The organism is Pseudovibrio japonicus, from assembly GCF_014651595.1.
GTDB classification, from domain to species: domain Bacteria; phylum Pseudomonadota; class Alphaproteobacteria; order Rhizobiales; family Stappiaceae; genus Pseudovibrio; species Pseudovibrio japonicus.
In genome coordinates this window covers 502,302-518,561 of record NZ_BMXE01000004.1, presented here as the reverse complement: position 1 = coordinate 518,561, position 16,260 = coordinate 502,302, and the positions used below count along the sequence as shown (strand labels likewise).

Annotated in this window: 14 protein-coding genes and 1 tRNA gene; 10 read left to right on the top strand and 5 right to left on the bottom strand. The window is 53.5% G+C overall.

Going from position 1 to position 16,260, the window contains the following annotated elements:
• Positions 1-91: 91 nt before the first annotated feature.
• The 4 genes from plsX to IE076_RS13925 all read left to right on the top strand — a co-directional run bounded on the left by plsX (position 92) and on the right by IE076_RS13925 (position 3,278).
• Complete coding sequence (gene plsX, locus IE076_RS13940) at positions 92-1,141, top strand: phosphate acyltransferase PlsX (RefSeq protein ID WP_189437367.1); 1,050 nt, start codon at positions 92-94, stop codon at positions 1,139-1,141.
• On the top strand, positions 1,131-2,129 hold the full coding sequence (locus IE076_RS13935) for a beta-ketoacyl-ACP synthase III (protein ID WP_209009104.1): 999 nt from the start codon (positions 1,131-1,133) through the stop codon (positions 2,127-2,129). Before plsX ends, IE076_RS13935 begins: the two co-directional genes overlap by 11 nt.
• A 135-nt stretch (positions 2,130-2,264) precedes the next feature.
• Positions 2,265-2,576: an integration host factor subunit alpha gene (locus IE076_RS13930; protein ID WP_008546564.1), complete on the top strand. Its 312-nt coding sequence runs from the start codon at positions 2,265-2,267 to the stop codon at positions 2,574-2,576.
• 42 nt (positions 2,577-2,618) lie between these two features.
• Positions 2,619-3,278 carry a MerR family transcriptional regulator gene (locus tag IE076_RS13925; RefSeq protein ID WP_189437366.1) on the top strand — a complete coding sequence of 220 codons (660 nt, stop codon included), beginning with the start codon at positions 2,619-2,621 and terminating at the stop codon, positions 3,276-3,278.
• 97 nt (positions 3,279-3,375) lie between these two features.
• Here IE076_RS13925 and IE076_RS13920 read toward each other — a convergent pair whose 3' ends face one another.
• Complete coding sequence (locus IE076_RS13920) at positions 3,376-3,804, bottom strand: Lrp/AsnC family transcriptional regulator (protein ID WP_189437365.1); 429 nt, start codon at positions 3,802-3,804, stop codon at positions 3,376-3,378.
• Between the two features lie 139 nt (positions 3,805-3,943).
• On the opposite strand from IE076_RS13920, the gene IE076_RS13915 reads away from it, so the two are divergent.
• The 6 genes from IE076_RS13915 (at position 3,944) to arsJ (ending at position 11,795) form a co-directional block, all read left to right on the top strand.
• Positions 3,944-7,006 (top strand): aminotransferase class III-fold pyridoxal phosphate-dependent enzyme, encoded by a 3,063-nt coding sequence (locus IE076_RS13915; protein ID WP_189437364.1) that lies wholly within the window; start codon positions 3,944-3,946, stop codon positions 7,004-7,006.
• Positions 7,007-7,263: 257 nt separating this feature from the next.
• The gene (locus IE076_RS13910) at positions 7,264-7,569 is read left to right on the top strand and encodes a nucleoside triphosphate pyrophosphohydrolase family protein (protein ID WP_189437363.1); all 306 of its coding nucleotides are present in this window, start codon (positions 7,264-7,266) and stop codon (positions 7,567-7,569) included.
• A 112-nt stretch (positions 7,570-7,681) separates the two neighbouring features.
• Complete coding sequence (locus IE076_RS13905; RefSeq protein ID WP_189437362.1) at positions 7,682-8,452, top strand: DUF2793 domain-containing protein; 771 nt, start codon at positions 7,682-7,684, stop codon at positions 8,450-8,452.
• A gap of 92 nt (positions 8,453-8,544) precedes the next feature.
• Positions 8,545-9,321 (top strand): glycoside hydrolase family 108 protein, encoded by a 777-nt coding sequence (locus IE076_RS13900; protein WP_189437361.1) that lies wholly within the window; start codon positions 8,545-8,547, stop codon positions 9,319-9,321.
• Between the two features lie 173 nt (positions 9,322-9,494).
• Positions 9,495-10,505: an ArsJ-associated glyceraldehyde-3-phosphate dehydrogenase gene (locus IE076_RS13895; protein ID WP_189437360.1), complete on the top strand. Its 1,011-nt coding sequence runs from the start codon at positions 9,495-9,497 to the stop codon at positions 10,503-10,505.
• Positions 10,506-10,517: 12 nt separating this feature from the next.
• Positions 10,518-11,795, top strand: coding sequence for an organoarsenical effux MFS transporter ArsJ (arsJ, locus tag IE076_RS13890; protein WP_189437359.1), 1,278 nt, complete (start codon positions 10,518-10,520; stop codon positions 11,793-11,795).
• A gap of 119 nt (positions 11,796-11,914) precedes the next feature.
• Here the strand turns inward: arsJ and IE076_RS13885 are convergent.
• The 4 genes from IE076_RS13885 to IE076_RS13870 form a co-directional block, all read right to left on the bottom strand.
• Positions 11,915-11,991 (bottom strand) — tRNA-Pro (locus IE076_RS13885).
• A gap of 137 nt (positions 11,992-12,128) precedes the next feature.
• Positions 12,129-13,397, bottom strand: coding sequence for an O-antigen ligase family protein (locus tag IE076_RS13880; protein ID WP_209009103.1), 1,269 nt, complete (start codon positions 13,395-13,397; stop codon positions 12,129-12,131).
• Complete coding sequence (locus IE076_RS13875) at positions 13,394-14,953, bottom strand: undecaprenyl-phosphate glucose phosphotransferase (protein WP_209009102.1); 1,560 nt, start codon at positions 14,951-14,953, stop codon at positions 13,394-13,396. The genes IE076_RS13880 and IE076_RS13875 overlap by 4 nt, the downstream gene beginning before the upstream one ends.
• Before the next feature lie 11 nt (positions 14,954-14,964).
• The gene (locus IE076_RS13870; protein ID WP_189437358.1) at positions 14,965-16,173 is read right to left on the bottom strand and encodes a glycosyltransferase; all 1,209 of its coding nucleotides are present in this window, start codon (positions 16,171-16,173) and stop codon (positions 14,965-14,967) included.
• Positions 16,174-16,260: the final 87 nt, after the last annotated feature.

Here is a 16,260-nt window from a genome sequence, read left to right as displayed (position 1 = left end):
TTTCCACTGAACATAGGAAAAGTGCTCTTAACTATTTCAAGGTCTGCCGATACAAGGGCAGACTTTGTTGGGACAAGGCAAGAAATTGGAAATGTCTGAAAAAATACGTATTTCTCTCGATGCTATGGGAGGGGATTACGGTGTTGAGGTGGTGGTTCCGGGTGCTGATCAGGTGCTGCAGCGATGCCCAAACATCGAATTCCTGCTTTACGGTGACTCGAAGGTCATCGAGCCGCTGCTCGAGGAATACCCTCGTCTGAAACAGGCATCTGTTGTTCATCACTGTGACGTCTCCATTTCAATGGATGAAAAGCCCAGTCAGGCCCTTCGTAAGGGGCGCGGGAAATCTTCCATGTGGAATTCGATTTCTGCGGTCAAGAATGGCGAAGCAGATGTGATTGTTTCCGCCGGTAATACCGGTGCACTCATGGCAATGTCCAAGTTTTGCCTGCGTACTATGTCTGGCATCGAACGACCTGCCATTGCAGCAATGTGGCCGACTACACGCGGTGAATCCATCGTTCTGGATGTGGGCGCCACCATTGGGGCAGACGCTCAGCAGCTAATTGATTTTGCTATTTTGGGCGGGGCGATGGCTCGTTCCGTGCATGGGTTGGATCAGCCGACCGTTGGGCTTTTGAATATCGGTGTTGAAGAAGTAAAGGGCGTTGAGGAAGTGCGGACTGCGGGCAAGATGCTGCGCGATCTGTCTCCGCCAAACCTTGTTTACTCCGGTTTTGTTGAAGGTAATGACATTGCCAAAGGCACCGTTGATGTTGTGGTGACCGAAGGCTTTGCAGGAAATATTGCGCTCAAGACTGCGGAAGGCACGGCAAAACAGTTTGCTGGCTATCTGCGAGCTGCTATGAGTCGTACCCTTATGGCGAAGGTTGGCTACCTTTTTGCACGCGGAGCGTTTGAGCGGCTGCGTGACAAAATGGACCCGCGCAAGGTGAATGGCGGTGTGTTCCTCGGACTTAATGGCATTGTCATTAAGAGTCATGGTGGAACTGATGCCGAGGGTTTCGCCTCTGCAGTAGAACTGGCTTACGATATGGCCAAGAATAAACTAATACAAAAGATCTCTGATGATCTGGTAAACTACCATCGCGGTCGTTTCTCAGAGGCTGATGAAAACTGAAGGGTTTAAAGTGAAGGCACTTCGCTCTGTGTTTTTGGGCTGCGGTAGTTACCTGCCCAAGAAAGCACTAACTAACCAGCAGCTTACCGAGATGGTTGACACCTCTGATGAGTGGATCGTTCAGCGTACCGGAATTAGGAACCGTCATATAGCCGCAGAAGGTGAGTTTACCTCACATCTTGCGATTAATGCGGCAAAGGCTGCACTGGAAAATGCCGGTGTTGATGCTCAGGATATCGATCTGATCGTTCTGGCGACCTCTACACCTGATAATACATTTCCGGCAACGGCGGTTGATGTGCAAGCTGCGCTTGGGATCAATCATGGCTTTGCCTTTGATATCCAGGCGGTTTGCTCCGGTTTTGTTTACGCGGTGACCACGGCTGATGCCTATTTGCGTGGCGGTCTGGCAAAGCGTGCGCTTGTGATCGGCGCTGAGACGTTCTCCCGCATTCTGGACTGGGAAGACCGTACAACCTGCGTTCTGTTTGGTGATGGTGCGGGCGCTGTCGTTATGGAAGCGCAGGAAGGCGCGCCTTCTCTTGAAGAGAGCGGCGTATTGACCTGTCAGCTGCGCTCTGACGGTCGCCATAAGGATAAGCTGTACGTGGATGGTGGTCCGTCTACCACGCAGACCGCTGGTTACCTGCGCATGCAGGGCCGTGAAGTGTTCAAGCATGCTGTTGGTATGGTCACTGATGTCATCGAAGCTTCCTTTGAAGCGACTGGCACAACTGCGGACGACCTGGACTGGTTTGTGCCGCACCAGGCCAACCAGCGCATCATTGATGCATCTGCAAAGAAACTTGGCATTGCGCCTGAAAAGGTAGTGAAAACAGTTTCCGAGCACGGTAACACATCCGCAGCATCGATTCCTCTTGCGCTGGATAGCATTGTCAAATCTGGCGATGTTAAAAAGGGTGATTTGATCATGCTTGAGGCTATGGGTGGCGGCTTTACCTGGGGTTCCGTGCTGCTTAAGTGGTAAAAAGGGGCATAAAAACCCAAAGGGTTGCATTTCTTGGCAAATGAGCTGTTGACGCTGAGGCCGGTTGGCCATACCGTAACTTGTTGAAAGCAAGCTTTATTCTTACGGATCATGGCTTTACCGGAGGAGGGTGGAATGGGTAGTCACACTGTAACCCGCGCTGATTTGTGTGAAGCGGTTTACCAGAAGGTCGGCCTATCTCGGACTGAATCTGCCGAACTCGTTGAACAGGTCCTTGCAGAAATTTCTGCCAGCCTGGAAAACGGCGAGTCTGTCAAACTGTCTAGCTTTGGCTCATTTGTTGTTCGCTCAAAAGGCGAGCGCATTGGTCGTAACCCGAAAACAGGTGAGGAAGTTCCGATTTCTCCACGCCGGGTTATGGTCTTCAAGCCAAGCAATGTTCTTAAACAGCGTATCAATGATGCACTGGTTGAGGGCGCCAGCTAATTTGCTGCCCCGAGAATAATAAGGTTTTAGAGGGTCTGCATCGTGGAGAAGAGCGCCGACGCGTTCCGAACAATTAGTGAAGTAGCAACTGAACTGGATCTGCCGCAGCACGTTCTGCGGTTCTGGGAAACAAGATTTGCCCAGATCAGGCCTCTGAAACGAGGCGGTGGGCGCCGCTACTACAGACCTGACGATCTTGAGCTTTTGCGCGGTATTCGCCATTTGCTCTATGGGGAAGGCTACACGATCAAGGGCGTGCAACGTATTTTGCGTGAGCAAGGCGTGCACGTTGTTATGGATGTCTGGAAAGAGGGGAGTGGCATTGTCATTCCAAGCTCCTCCGGCACCGCGACGCCTATAGGTGTTGCCCCTGATCCATCTCAAGTTTCTGCACAAACTGTGCAACGTGCGCCAGAACCAGAGATGGCGGTGCATGAGGCGAGTGAGCCGCAGGGTGATCTTGTGCTTGAAAGCGAGCCTGAGCCGCAAATGCCATTGCCATCTGGTCTGTTACCGGATGATGCGCCAGACCAGCATGGAAAAGGTGGTCATGGGGCGTTTGGCTTTATGGATCGCCTGATGGGCTCTGAGAGGGACGAGACTGCGCGCTCTGCGGGCCTTTCCAAGGATGACGTAGATCGGCTGCAATCCACGCTCTTTGAGCTTCTGGAGTGCAAACGCATGCTGGATCAGGCACGATAATCAGCAATTGATAGCAGGCACTGTGTTCGGCGAATTGCTGAGCGGAGCCTTTCTTTATTGGGCGCTTGGCTGTTTGCAGTCAGCGCCCTTTGCTGTTTCAGGTGCGCTGCAACTCATCGCGCAAGATGATGGTGGTTGTCAGATCTTGCACGCCTTCAATGGTTGCGATGGTGTTTCTGACGTTGTTGAGGTGTTCCATTGAGGCAGCGACAACTTCTACCACCAGATCCAGTTCTCCGCTGACCGAGCTTACCCGTTTGACCTCTGGAAATGCAGCCAGAGTGTCAAGGATTCCGAGCATAGGTGTGTGTGACAAGCGGATAAACAGGAAGGCCGAGATATTGGCTGGATCGAGGCCTCCGATATCCGCCCGGTAGCCTCGGATCGTACCGTTTTTCTCCAGCCGTGTGATACGTTCGCTTGTGGCGCTGCGCGACAGGTTGATACGTGCTGCCAGCGTTTTGACCGGGATACGTGCTTCTTTGGAGAGGATTGCGATGATCTTGCGGTCGATAGCGTCGTGCATTGAAGGTCCTTTGATCAAGCTGACAGGATGAGTGCCGTCATAAAACCTCTTAGTCGCGACAGAGTGACGGCGCAACTGGCATAAGGTCGGTATGTTGAAATATCAGAGTGGGATATGTTCTGGGTAACTGGAGAGACCCATGACTGATATTCATTTTCCCGTCCCGAATTTTGACCGTGAGCGCATCACCGCCCTTTTGCTGGAGCATTGGGGACTGACAGGAGATTTTTCTCCGCTGGAAAGTGAGCGTGATCAGAATCATCGCCTTGATGCGGAGGATGGAACGCGTTGGACGGTTAAGGTGGTCAACGCCAGTGAGCCTGAGGAAGAGACCGGTTTTCAGACGGCGCTTCTGCAGCATCTTGCGGCCTCTTCTCCTGAGCTTCCGATCCCGCGTTTGCGGCTGACCAAGGATGGTAATGCGATCCAGTGGGTTGCTGGACCTGATGGTACGCGTCATGCCATGCGCGTGGTTTCTTGGCTGGATGGTGTTCCGCTTGCTGAGACTGCGCGGGAAGAGGGCGTTGTTGCCAGTCTGGGCACGCTGCTTGGGAAGGTGGATCGTGTGCTGCGCGGCTTTATGCATCCGGGGGCACTGCGGAGTTTTGACTGGGATATGCGAGCTGCAGGCGCGGCGCGGGGGCGTCTTGGTGCGATTGGGGATCCTGATCAGCGGCGGGTACTGGAGTACTTCCTCGATCGGTTTGAGCGGCTGGTTGCACCGAAACTTGCCGGATTGCGGGCAGCGGTTATTCATAATGATGCCAATGACTGGAATGTTCTGGTTGATCCTGATGATCACTCGCGGGTTTGTGGTCTGATTGACTTTGGTGACAGTGCACATACGCCGGTGGTTGCGGAGGTTGCGATTGCAGCGGCCTATGCGATTATGGAAAGTGCAGATCCGATTGGGGCGGCGGCGGAGCTCGCGGCGGCCTATCATGAGGAGAATGCCCTGGAAGAGGAGGAAGTTGATCTTCTCTTTGATCTGATTGCCATGCGGCTTGTGACCAGCGTGACCCTTTCTGCGCTTCGTAAGGGCGAGCGGGAGGATAATCCCTATCTGGCTGTCAGTGAGGCGCCCGCGTGGACCCTGCTTTACAAGCTTTATGGGATGAAGCCTGCGTTCGCGACGGCGATGCTGCGCAAAGCGTGTGGGTTTGAGGCTGTGCGGGGCGCCTACAAGGTGGCAGAGTTCTGCGCCAAGAACCGAAACTCGTTTGCCTCTTTGTTTGCGCGTCACCCCAAGCTTATGTCAAAGGCAATGGTGCCTTATGGGGATGCTGACCATGAGATGACCGTGACCTCCCGTCGCCGTCAGCCGGAAGCAGCGCAGGAGTGGTGGGAGGATTTTTGTGAGGCACACAATGTCGAGCTTGGCATTGGTCCCTGGGGGGAAAGCCGCAGTGTATACTCCTCCGACTTTTTTGAGAGCCGCTTTATAGAGGGCGAACGGCGGACCAACCACCTCGGTTTTGATCTGTTCTTAGCGGCTGGAACCTGTGTTTATGCACCGATGGATGGCAAGGTTCGCTCTGCTGTAATTGAGACCGACCCGCTTGGGTATGGCTGTATGGTTGCGCTGGAGCATGAAACTGATTGCGGGCAACCGTTTGTGAGCCTGTGGGGACACATGGCACATGAAGCGGCAATGCGTCTAAGTCCCGGCGATGTGCTCAAAGCGGGCGAGATGATCGGATATCTGGGGGACGATGATGAGAATGGCGGTTGGGCGCCGCATCTGCACTTGCAGCTATCCGCAGATGTTTCGCTGAGTGCCGAAGAGATCCTTGGTGTTGGCGAAGAGAAGTATCTTGATGTTTGGGCGGAAATGTTCCCGTCTGCTATCGATTTTGCTGGCCTCCCGCATGAAGTGCTTGGGAGTGCGGGGCGCAGCGTGGATGAGATTGTTGCCTCCCGCCATCAGACCTTGTTGCCGAACCTTTCCATCTCCTACAGCGAGCCGATCAAGTTTGTGCGCGGTGAGGGGGCGTACCTGATTGACCATCGTGGGCGGGCGTATTTGGATTGCTTCAATAATGTGTGCCATCTGGGTCACGCTCATCCAGAAGTGGTTGAAGCGCTTTCCCATCAGGCAGGGCTGCTGAACACCAATACGCGCTATCTGCATGACAACATCGTTGAGTATTCGGAACGCCTTACGGCGACGCTTCCGGGTGATTTGGCGGTAGCTTCGTTTGTGTGTACGGGCAGTGAGGCGAACAGCTTGATGCTTCGCATGGCAGAAGCACATACGGGACGCCGCGAGGCGGTTGTGCTGGATTGGGCCTATCATGGCACCACACCGGAGCTGATTGGGCTGAGTCCTTACAAATACAAGCGTAATGGCGGCAAGGGCCGTCCGGATCATGTGTTTGAGGCAGCCATACCAGATGCCTACCGCGCGCCTGCTGACTGGGCGCATGAGGAGATCACGCAGCGCTACGTGGACAGTGTGGTCGAGCAATTAGCGCTGATGAAGCGCCAAGGCCGTGCGCCTGCGTTCTTCATTGCTGAATCTATTCCAAGCGTGACTGGTCAGGTTTTCCTGCCAGATGGCTATCTGGAGGAGGTTTACAAGCTGATCCGCGCGGAAGGTGGATTGTGTGTGGCCGATGAAGTGCAGGTTGGGTTTGGTCGTGTTGGGTCTCATTGGTGGGCCTTTGAAACGCAAGGGGTAACGCCGGACGTGGTGACCATGGGCAAGCCGATTGGAAACGGTCATCCCATGGCGGCGCTCGTGACAACGCGGGAGGTGGCAGATAGCTTCAATAATGGGATGGAGTACTTCAACACCTTTGGCGGTAATCCGGTTTCCTGTGCGGTCGGGCTTTCTGTTCTGAACGTGATTGAGCGGGAGGGACTGCGCGATAATGCCCGTGTGGTTGGCGGCTATATCCTTTCCGGCTTGCACCGATTGATGGAGAAGTATGAGGTTCTTGGCGATGTGCGCGGTATGGGGCTGTTTCTTGGGGTTGAGCTGGTGATCGACCGGCGCAGCAAGCAGCCAGCAACCGAGGTGGCCAGGCGTGTGGCAAACCGTGCCAAGGATCTGGGCATTTTGATGGGCACTGAGGGGCCCTTCGACAATGTCTTGAAGATGCGTCCACCAATGATTTTTTCCAAGGACAACGCTGATTACCTGCTGGACGTGCTGGATCAGGCCATAAATGAATCTGTCTCAGCTCTGGAAACCATGTAGACTGTCAAAAAAGGGCCCAAGTCTGGCCTTTTTTAGCTGAAGAATAGGCGGAAGGCAGGTACCTGCCTCCGCTTTTTTCTTGTTCTGAGGGCCGTTTGGATGAGGCGAAGCGTGAATTTTGTTTATGTTAACTACCGGAGGTGTCGCTCTCGACGATGATGTCAGGGATGTTCCGGTTTGTTGTATCGGGGTTGTTTTCACACGGGTTGGAGTTCCACCCGAACCGGACAGACCCCAGAGTTTGAGTGTGGGCAAATATGGTAACCATTGAAAGCAGCGAGAGTATTACCGCCTGGGGCGAACAGACCTTTGGTAAGGTGTCTGACCTGAATGCGTTGATTGAACGGGCCAGAGAAGAGCTGGAAGTTTTGCAACAGGCCATTGAGAACGGTGATAGCGTGCGCGATGTTGTTGCTGATGCCGCCGAGATTGCAATTTTATTGCACCGCCTAGTTGGTTTGCATGGGGCTGAGCTTTCTTTTGCAATTGACGAAAAAATGGCTCGCAATCGCACGCGCATCTGGTCTTTGGCCGGTGATGGCACCGGACGGCGGGTGGCCTAAGCTTTCCCCTGTTTGCGCAGGCTGGTTGGCCTGCGTTCTTTTCGCAACTTATCCCCCTTGCTGCGCTGAATGATACGCTTTTGCGTAGACTAGGTGATCTATGGGGATTTAGATGAGTGAGACGACGACGCATCTTCAACTGCCGTTTCTGGCAGCTGCTCAGGCACAAAAGCATGTAACGCACAACGAGGCGCTGGCTCTGATTGACCTGGTTGTGCAGCTTTGTGTTGTTTCTAACGATATGGGTGCGCCACCTGATGCACCGGAAGAGGGGGAGCGCTATATCGTGCCCGTCGGTGCCACTGGGGCTTTTGCTGGGCATGACGGTGAGGTTGCTGCGTTTGATGGCGGTGCATGGCGTTTCTTGGTACCGGTTGATGGCTGGGCGGCCTGGGTGCAGAGTTTCGGCGCGATGCTGGTTTTTTCTGGCGGCAGCTGGCGCGGGTTGTCTTCTGTTGCAGGGCTCGGCGTTGATGATGTGACTGGCGGTGCTGCGTTTCAGCAGGAAGTCTCCGTCCTTTGCGAGAGTGAGTACAAGGCGCAGAGTCAGTTTGTGACTGTTGATGAGTTGATCTCAGTTTCCGGCAGTTTCGCCGAAAGTTCCCTTGTTATCCCTTCCAGAGCGATTGTCTTTTGTGCTTCCACCTGTGTGGTTGAAGCGGTGACGGGTGCCAGTTCCTATGGCTGTGGGATTGCTGGTGAGACTAGCAAGTTCGGTGGTTTGCTGGGAGTTGCAAAGGGCTCGAACAATGCGGGCGTGATCGGCCCGAGCGCCTATTATTCAGATACACCGCTGCGTCTTACCGCAAACGGGGGAAGCTTTACTGGCGGCAAGATCCGGCTGTCGCTGCATTACTTCCTGCCTGTTGTGCCACAAGGCTGATCATAGTTTTTTGCAATTTCTTGAGGCCGCTTTTGCGGTCTTTTTTGTTTTGATGGAGGTCTTGAGCCTCCTTTTTTTGTTGGGAGAGGCTGATGAAGTCCACGTTTGATCTGATTATTGCTGATCTGCTGCACATTGAGGGTGGGTTTGCCCATCGGAGCCGTAAGGCAGATCCGGGAGGGCCGACGCACTATGGGATCACACAGGGTACACTAAGTGCGTGGCGGGAACGTCCGGTTGGTGTCGAGGAGGTTCAGGCGCTCCACCGGTCAGAGGCTATCGAGATTTATCGGGTGCAGTACTGGCATGCGGTGCAGGGAGACCGGCTTCCTCTTGGGCTTGACTTTGCATTGTTCGACTTTGCTGTGAACTCAGGGCCTGCGCGGGCGGTGAAGACGTTGCAGGCAATTCTTGGTGTGGACGTTGATGGTGTGCTCGGGATCAAGACGCGCACGGCAATCAAGCAGCGACCGTCTGCTTTTCTGGTCAATGAGCTTTCTGTGCGGCGACTGTCTTTCATGAAGCGGCTTCGCAACTGGCCTTACAACAAGAATGGCTGGTCGCGCCGAGTGCGTGAAGTGCAGGAAAAATCTCTAAGCCTGATGAAAGGGCAGCTTGCAGAAGAGCAGGAAGTCCCAGTTCTAAATGGATTTGATCGCGGGCAGGGGGCAAAAGCGCTGGGGCAGGAGATGCGTGCGGTTAGTGCGTGCTTAAGCATGGAGGGCCTGAGCAAGGCTGGCACAGTGCTCTCCGGTCTTGCAGGGATGGCTGCAGGATCCGGCCCCTTGCAATGGGCGTTTGCGATCTCGCTGCTGATTGGCGTGGGTGTGGGAGGCTACCTGATGGTGCAGAAGGCACGAGAAGGTTGAGGCTGGCGCAGCACTTTGAAGAGATCTGATCGGGTACGCCGGATTTGAACCGATGACCCGTTCTCCTGCATTGCCGCTGTTTTTGAAAGGTCTTGCCAATTCTCTATTTGTTCGATATATCGACGAATATGGATGTAATATCCCTAGCTTCACAAATAAGAAAAGCAAAAAACATGACAGCTAGAATTGCAATTAACGGCTTTGGCCGTATGGGAAAACTGTTTCTTCGCGCTGCGTGGAGCAACCCTAACTTCCAGTTGGTTGGCATCAATGACCCAAACTGTGATGTCGAGACTGCGGCACACTTACTGGAATTCGATAGTGTGCATGGTCGGTGGGAACATGGCGTAAAAGCTGAAGCAGACCACCTCATCATTGGCGATAAGCGGATACCGTTTACAGACGCAGCATCCCCGGAGCTCAACGAATGGAGTGGCGATGATGTTGATCTGGTTATCGAGTGTTCGGGTAAGTTCAAGTCGCGGGCGAGCTTGCAGCCTTACTATGACAAAGGCATAGCCAAGGTATTGGTGTCTGCTCCTGTCAAAGAAGAAACGGCGCTCAACCTTGTTATGGGCGTCAACCATTCTCTTTATGATAAGCTGCAGCATGATCTTATAACAGCAGCATCCTGCACGACGAACTGTCTGGCGCCCGTCGTTAAAGTGATCCATGAATCGCTTGGTATCAAACACGGTTCAATCACGACGATCCATGATGTAACAAACACACAAGTGATCGTAGATGCCCCGCATAAAGACCTTCGCCGTTCGCGTTCCTGTTTAAACTCCCTCATCCCCACAACGACCGGGTCGGCGACGGCAATTACCCTGATTTATCCGGAATTGAAAGGACGCCTTAATGGCCATGCGGTGAGAGTGCCGCTCCTGAATGCATCACTCACGGATTGCGTCTTCGAGCTGGAGCGAGCGACCACAGTTGAAGAGGTCAACGCGCTATTCAGCCAAGCTTCCCAGAGTTATATGAAAGATATTCTTGGCTTTGAAGAACGCCCGCTTGTCTCAGCCGACTACGTCAATGATCCGCGCTCGTCTATCATAGATGCCGCTTCCACAATGGTGGTGAACGGTACCCAGCTCAAAGTCTACGCCTGGTATGATAATGAGTGGGGCTATGTGAACCGAATGGCGGAGCTTGCTGATCTCATTTCCATTGGTCTTTAAGAGGCGATAGCTATGGCCGATCTTAAAAGTTACGCCACGGTGACGGCCTCCTATTGGGGTTTTACGATCACCGATGGCGCCTTGCGCATGTTGGTGCTGTTGCACTTCAACTCGCTTGGATATAAGCCGCTGGATCTCGCTTTCCTGTTTCTTCTTTACGAGGCAATGGGGATCGTTACCAATTTCCTCGGTGGCTGGGTTGGTGCCCGCTTTGGTTTGCGGTCAACCCTGTTTTCCGGATTGCTCATCCAGATTTTTGCGCTGATTATGCTTGCGATGATGCCATCAACACTGACGCTGGGCTTGTCCGTCATTTACGTAATGAGCTCACAGGCTTTATCCGGCATCGCAAAAGACCTGACGAAGATGAGCAGTAAGTCAGCGGTTAAACTCGTCGTGCCCCAGGACAATTCTGGCCTGCTGTTCAAATGGGTCTCGATCCTGACTGGCTCGAAGAACGCTCTTAAGGGCGTTGGCTTCTTTGTTGGGGGCTACCTGCTTTACCTTGTCGGGTTTAACGGTGCTCTTTACGGGATGGCGGGAGCCCTTTCGATCGTCCTGGCGCTTTCCGCTGTCAATCTTAAAACCGACCTTGGCAAGGCAAAGAAGAAAATTCAAAAGAAGGACCTTTTTTCCAAGACGCCGGAGGTCAACTATCTCTCCGCAGCCCGCATTTTCTTGTTTGCAAGTCGTGACGTCTGGTTTGTTGTTGGTGTGCCTGTCTTTCTAGCTAGTGTTGCCGGTTGGGACTTTGATCAGGTCGGCGGCTTCATGGCTATCTGGGTCATCGGATATGGTATCGTTCAGGCAGGCGTTCCCAAGCTTCTCCATCGTACGCGCAGTAGCAAAAAAGCTGCGAGTGGTGCAGTAATCTGGGGTGTTGTTTTGGCAGTAACGCCAGCTGTGATCGCATTCGGTTTGTATAGCTTCGAAGACCAAACTTCGGCTCAGGCGTTCTGGGGGCTGGGCGCAGTCGCCTTTCTGATACTTGGATTGGTGATCTTCGGTGTTGTTTTCGCTATCAACTCAGCGCTCCACTCCTATTTGATCGTGGCATTTTCCGATAGCGAAAAAGTATCCCTGACCATCGGATTTTATTATATGGCAAACGCAGTGGGCAGGTTGCTTGGAACTTTGTTATCTGGGCTTGTTTATCAATATTATGGACTGATAGCGTGCCTGATAACGTCCAGCCTGATGGTGCTTTTGGCGGTTCTATTGACGCTCCCGCTTGGGCATCTGGGAAAGCAGAGTGAAGAGAGAAGCGCTGGGTCGGGTAATTCGGGATAGGTGACTGATCACCTATGCATCCGTATCACCAAATGGGTTGGGTCTAAGGAACCGCGTAGTTGGGCCTCACGTTGATATTGAGTGAGGCACACTTAGAGTAGTTGAGCGATTGGAAAGATTGGTCGGGTAGGCCGGATTTGAACCGACGACCCCTTCACCCCCAGTGAAGTGCGCTACCAGGCTGCGCTACTACCCGAACCGTGAGGACCCTTGCGCCTGGATGCGCTTGCGCAAATGCAAGGATTCCTATTTTCAGAGTAAGCTTAGTGGCTTACCCTTACAGCTTTCCTACCCAATTCAGGTTGTCTGATCAAGGATCAAATGATGCTGGCGTTATTGTGCTGGTGGAAAACGCCTGTGGCGGGCAATGCCGGATTCCACTGCAATGATGGCCCAGAGGATTCCGAGTAGCAGAAAATAGTGCCGCCAATGGTCGCTGTCGATAATGAAGCTGACACAGGCGTGTAACAGGAACGCCACGTAAGTGCAGATGATGTACTTCTGCCATGGGCGTGGCTTGAAGACGAGTGGCAGAGCCTTGATCAGTGTCCAGAAAACAAGGGTTATGTAGGAAAGGCCACCAAGCCAGCCGTAGGTGGTAAAGGCCTTAAGGTATGCGTTGTGTTCGTCCTCCGGGAAGATGGCATTGAAGCCGCCGAAACCAAGGCCAAAGGGCCGTTCGGTGACAAGTGTGAAGCCTTCGCCCCAGCGGCCAAACCGGCCCATACGGGCTCCGTCATAGTCCTGTACAAGTTTGGCGCGTTCGGTGAACATCTCTGAGATTGATTCAATGGAAAGAACCGCAATGAGTGCAAGGACAAGGCCTATGGCTGCAAGGCTTAGGATGCCGAGCAGCTTCAGGCGAGGTACGGAGCGGCGCTCGTTGATGAATACCAGCAGGAAGACCATGAAAGCGCCGCCAAGTGTCATGCCCCAGGCAGCGCGGGAGAAGGACAGGAAGGCGCCAAGCAGCAGGACGAGCAGTATTCCTGCCTTAAAGATGCTCTGGCGCCAAGGCTTGGTGAGAATGTCGTAGGTGATCAGTAGTGTTGGCAGCAGCAGGAACGGGCCGTAAACGTTTGGGTCTTTGAAAGTGCCTTTTGCGCGTCCATAGAGGGTGAACTGGTCATAGGCGCTTGGGAACGCGTTGAAGTATCCTGCGATGGCCAGCAGTGTGGCGCATATGGCAGCCACTAGATATCCCTTTTCGATGGCATCCAGTCGCTCAATCTTTGATGACAACGTGACCGCGTAGAGAAAAGCGGAAAAAGCTAGAAAGACGGTCACCGCATAGAAGATGACAGCTTCTTTGGTATCCGTTGCTGCGGGCAGGGCCAGTATGCCGCCAGCGATGTAAAAGCACAGCAGGATGAGAAGGGGTAGGACGTCTTTGCGAAGCTCGAGCCCGAAAAAGGACCAGCCGACGAGGAGCAATGCGATCAACAGGTCATACGGTGCCGGTTCGATGACAACAAGTGCGCTCACGGATGCGGTCAGGAATAGAAGTGCTCTTGCAATTGTCTCCGTACTAACTTTCAGCGGCACGTGCCAGAAGGGGCGCGTGTTCTTTAAAGCAGTGGGTGGGCGTGACAGGTCGGTCAATAGGCGTTTTCCGTTTCCAGAAGGCAGAACGGCGTTTTGATCAGGATGTAGAGATCAAAGAAAACCGACCAGTTCTCAATATAGTAGATGTCGCATTCGACACGCTTTTGGATCTTGTCTTCCGTGTCGGTTTCACCGCGCCAACCTTTGATCTGGGCCCAGCCTGTGATGCCCGGTTTGACCTTGTGGCGCGCGAAGTAGCCGTCCACCACGTTCTCGTAAAGGCGGTCCTCTGCCTTTGCTGAAAGCGCGTGGGGACGGGGTCCAACGAGGGAGAGCTGTCCCATGAGCACGTTCAATAATTGAGGCAGTTCATCCAGAGAAGTTTTGCGGATGATACGGCCAATCCGAGTGACACGGGGATCGCCTTTGGTGACCAGCTTGGAAGCGTTGGTGTCTGCCATGTCGTGGTACATGGAGCGGAACTTGAAAACGTCGATCAGCTCGTTGTTAAAGCCGTAGCGCTTCTGACGGAAGATGACTGGTCCAGGGCTGTCCAGCTTGATCAGCAAGGCGGTGAAAAGCATGATTGGCGACAGGATGATTAGTGACAAGCTTGCAAAGAATAAGTCAAACGCGCGTTTAGTGATGGTGTCCCAGTCCGTGATCGGTTTTTCCATTACATCAACGAAGGGCACAGAACCGACGAAGGAGGAGGCTCTTTGGCGGAAACGGAGTTTGTCTGTATGGGCGGACAGGCGAATATCGACCGGCAAGATCCAGAGTTTCTCCAGCAGCTGAATAATGCGTTTTTCAGCGCGGATCGGGATCGTCACCAGCAGCATGTCAATTTGTGCGATGCGGGCGAACTCGACCAGGTCCGAGATGTTGCCCAGTTTCTGATAACCTGAGACGCTGGGCGGAGAGCGGTCGTTGTCACGGTCATCAAAGATGCCGCAGATTTCAATGGGATTGTAGGGTTGGCGCTCTAGTTCGGCAATCAGGTCTGCTGCTGCCTGACCGCCGCCCACAAGGACGGCTCGCCGGTTCAAACGGCCTGCCCGCGTCCAGCGCACAATGAGGCTGCGCATGATCATTCTGAAGAGTGAGAGCGCAACTGCGCCGCTGACAAACCAGCTTATCAGGAAAGCCTGTGGGATCTCTGCGGATGGCAGGATGAGCAACAGGGAAGTGATCAGTGCGGCGAAGACAAGTGCCCAGGCGCTGACAAGGCGCATGAGCTGGGAAAAGCCTTTTTGCAGAGTGCTTGCCTGATAGAGATCAGCCGTCTGAAACAACATGACACCAACCATAGCTGCTTCGAGCAGAGCAACGACCTGCCAGAGTGGAGGAACGTTGATTGAGGCGCCATATAGCGAGGTAATGATCCCGGTCAGGAGAATAATGCCGGCATCCGCGCTACGCAGGAAGCCATCAAGAACCGTCTTGGAGATTGTGTTCGTACGCAGGGTTGCTGCGATCTCCAAAGCATCTTTGGAGAGGTTACTATCCGTTCCTGTTTCGTTTTGTGGCGTGTCCGGCTTATGGCGATCTGATCCAGAAAGATCATCGGGTGCTAGGCTACTATCAATTAACTCGAAGCGGTGTTTGACCATGTGCCGGGTGCCTAGGTATGTCTGTTTTGAGCGCTTAGGTTTGACTGTCCAGATCGCCATGAGGCGTGGGCCAGTTCATCCTTTGCGCTTTGAATAGGGTGATAAAATTGGGTGATGCTTTGCGCCATTTGCGGCAGAACGAATTTTGTTCTGAGGTGGTTTTGCAACTGCTGGCTTAACTGGGTCTGCTCTGCAGGGTGGGAAAGAGCGTGAGCGATTGCTTTTGTCAGGGCTTGTTGATCATCAGGCTGGACAAGGGTCTTTTCGTAACCAGCATAAATCTCCGGGATGCCGCCTACATGTGTTGTGATCAACGGTTTTTGCGCAGCAAGAAGCTCGAGTACGATGTACGGTAACGCTTCTGCGCGTGAAGGAATGACTGCTGTTTTACCAAGTTGCAGGGCCTGATTGAGCGGTAGAAACCCATGGAACGTGACAGTGGCTTGTAGGTTCTTCTCACGCACCATCTGCTCGAACTTTGAACGGTCTGGTCCGTCTCCAACGATGGCGAGCGTTAGTTTTGAGGTTTTGTTCAGGTCGTGCAAAGCGTTGATGAGCAGGTCGACGCCTTTCAGATGACGCAGTTCGCCAATGAACAAAAGGTCGGCAGCGTCGTCGGGTGGCACGCTATATTTGAACTCGTCTGGCTTTAGGCCGTTGTGGACGATCTTGTAGCGGAGAGAAGTGGCATTTAGTCCGATTTTTTGCTGGTAGGCTGCTTTTTCGAAGGCGCTGGTAAAGACAAGGGCGTCTGTGAGCGGTCTTAAGAGCTTTTCCAGTCTGATGTAAACCTTGCCTGCACTGGTTGAAGAATCGTAGTGCAGGCTGCCGCCGTGTGGGCTGTAAACACGCTGGGCCTCGATGCCACGCAGCTTTAGTGCTGATCCGATGGTGCGGGCAAAGACACCGCCTTTTGCTCCGTGCCCGTGCAGGACATCTGGTTTTTGCAAGGAGAGGTGTTTAAAGAGCTTATGGAAGTTGGGAAGGTCTTTAGGGGAGAGGGAGCGGGCCATTGGGACCGAGGTTAACCCGAGGGCGAGTCTTGGCCTTATGGCTTCCAGCTGATCCCTTGAAGACGGCGGGATATGGTTGGAGGCGCAGATGATGCCGAGCTCGTGTCCTATCTTGATCTGTTCTTCGACAAGATCCATGAGATGGCGAAACGCACCGCCTAAAGGCGCGCGTATGAAATGCACTATTTTCAGCTTGTCCGTGGACATTTCCAGCTCACTCCCCACCGCGCCAGCTTTGTCTGATGCTCCCCAGCACAGAGGGCCGCGCTAATAAGTTGTAAGCTTAAAATACTG

Bases quoted from the DNA above. Each gene is read 5' to 3' on its own strand.
- IE076_RS13915 (WP_189437364.1), top strand. From the start codon at position 3,944: ATGACTGATATTCATTTTCCCGTCCCGAATTTTGACCGTGAGCGCATC.
- IE076_RS13920 (WP_189437365.1), bottom strand. From the start codon at position 3,804: ATGCACGACGCTATCGACCGCAAGATCATCGCAATCCTCTCCAAAGAA.
- IE076_RS13935 (WP_209009104.1), top strand. From the start codon at position 1,131: ATGAAAACTGAAGGGTTTAAAGTGAAGGCACTTCGCTCTGTGTTTTTG.
- IE076_RS13895 (WP_189437360.1), top strand. From the start codon at position 9,495: ATGACAGCTAGAATTGCAATTAACGGCTTTGGCCGTATGGGAAAACTG.
- arsJ (WP_189437359.1), top strand. From the start codon at position 10,518: ATGGCCGATCTTAAAAGTTACGCCACGGTGACGGCCTCCTATTGGGGT.
- IE076_RS13905 (WP_189437362.1), top strand. From the start codon at position 7,682: ATGAGTGAGACGACGACGCATCTTCAACTGCCGTTTCTGGCAGCTGCT.
- IE076_RS13875 (WP_209009102.1), bottom strand. From the start codon at position 14,953: ATGGTCAAACACCGCTTCGAGTTAATTGATAGTAGCCTAGCACCCGAT.
- IE076_RS13930 (WP_008546564.1), top strand. From the start codon at position 2,265: ATGGGTAGTCACACTGTAACCCGCGCTGATTTGTGTGAAGCGGTTTAC.
- IE076_RS13870 (WP_189437358.1), bottom strand. From the start codon at position 16,173: ATGTCCACGGACAAGCTGAAAATAGTGCATTTCATACGCGCGCCTTTA.
- IE076_RS13910 (WP_189437363.1), top strand. From the start codon at position 7,264: ATGGTAACCATTGAAAGCAGCGAGAGTATTACCGCCTGGGGCGAACAG.
- plsX (WP_189437367.1), top strand. From the start codon at position 92: ATGTCTGAAAAAATACGTATTTCTCTCGATGCTATGGGAGGGGATTAC.
- IE076_RS13900 (WP_189437361.1), top strand. From the start codon at position 8,545: ATGAAGTCCACGTTTGATCTGATTATTGCTGATCTGCTGCACATTGAG.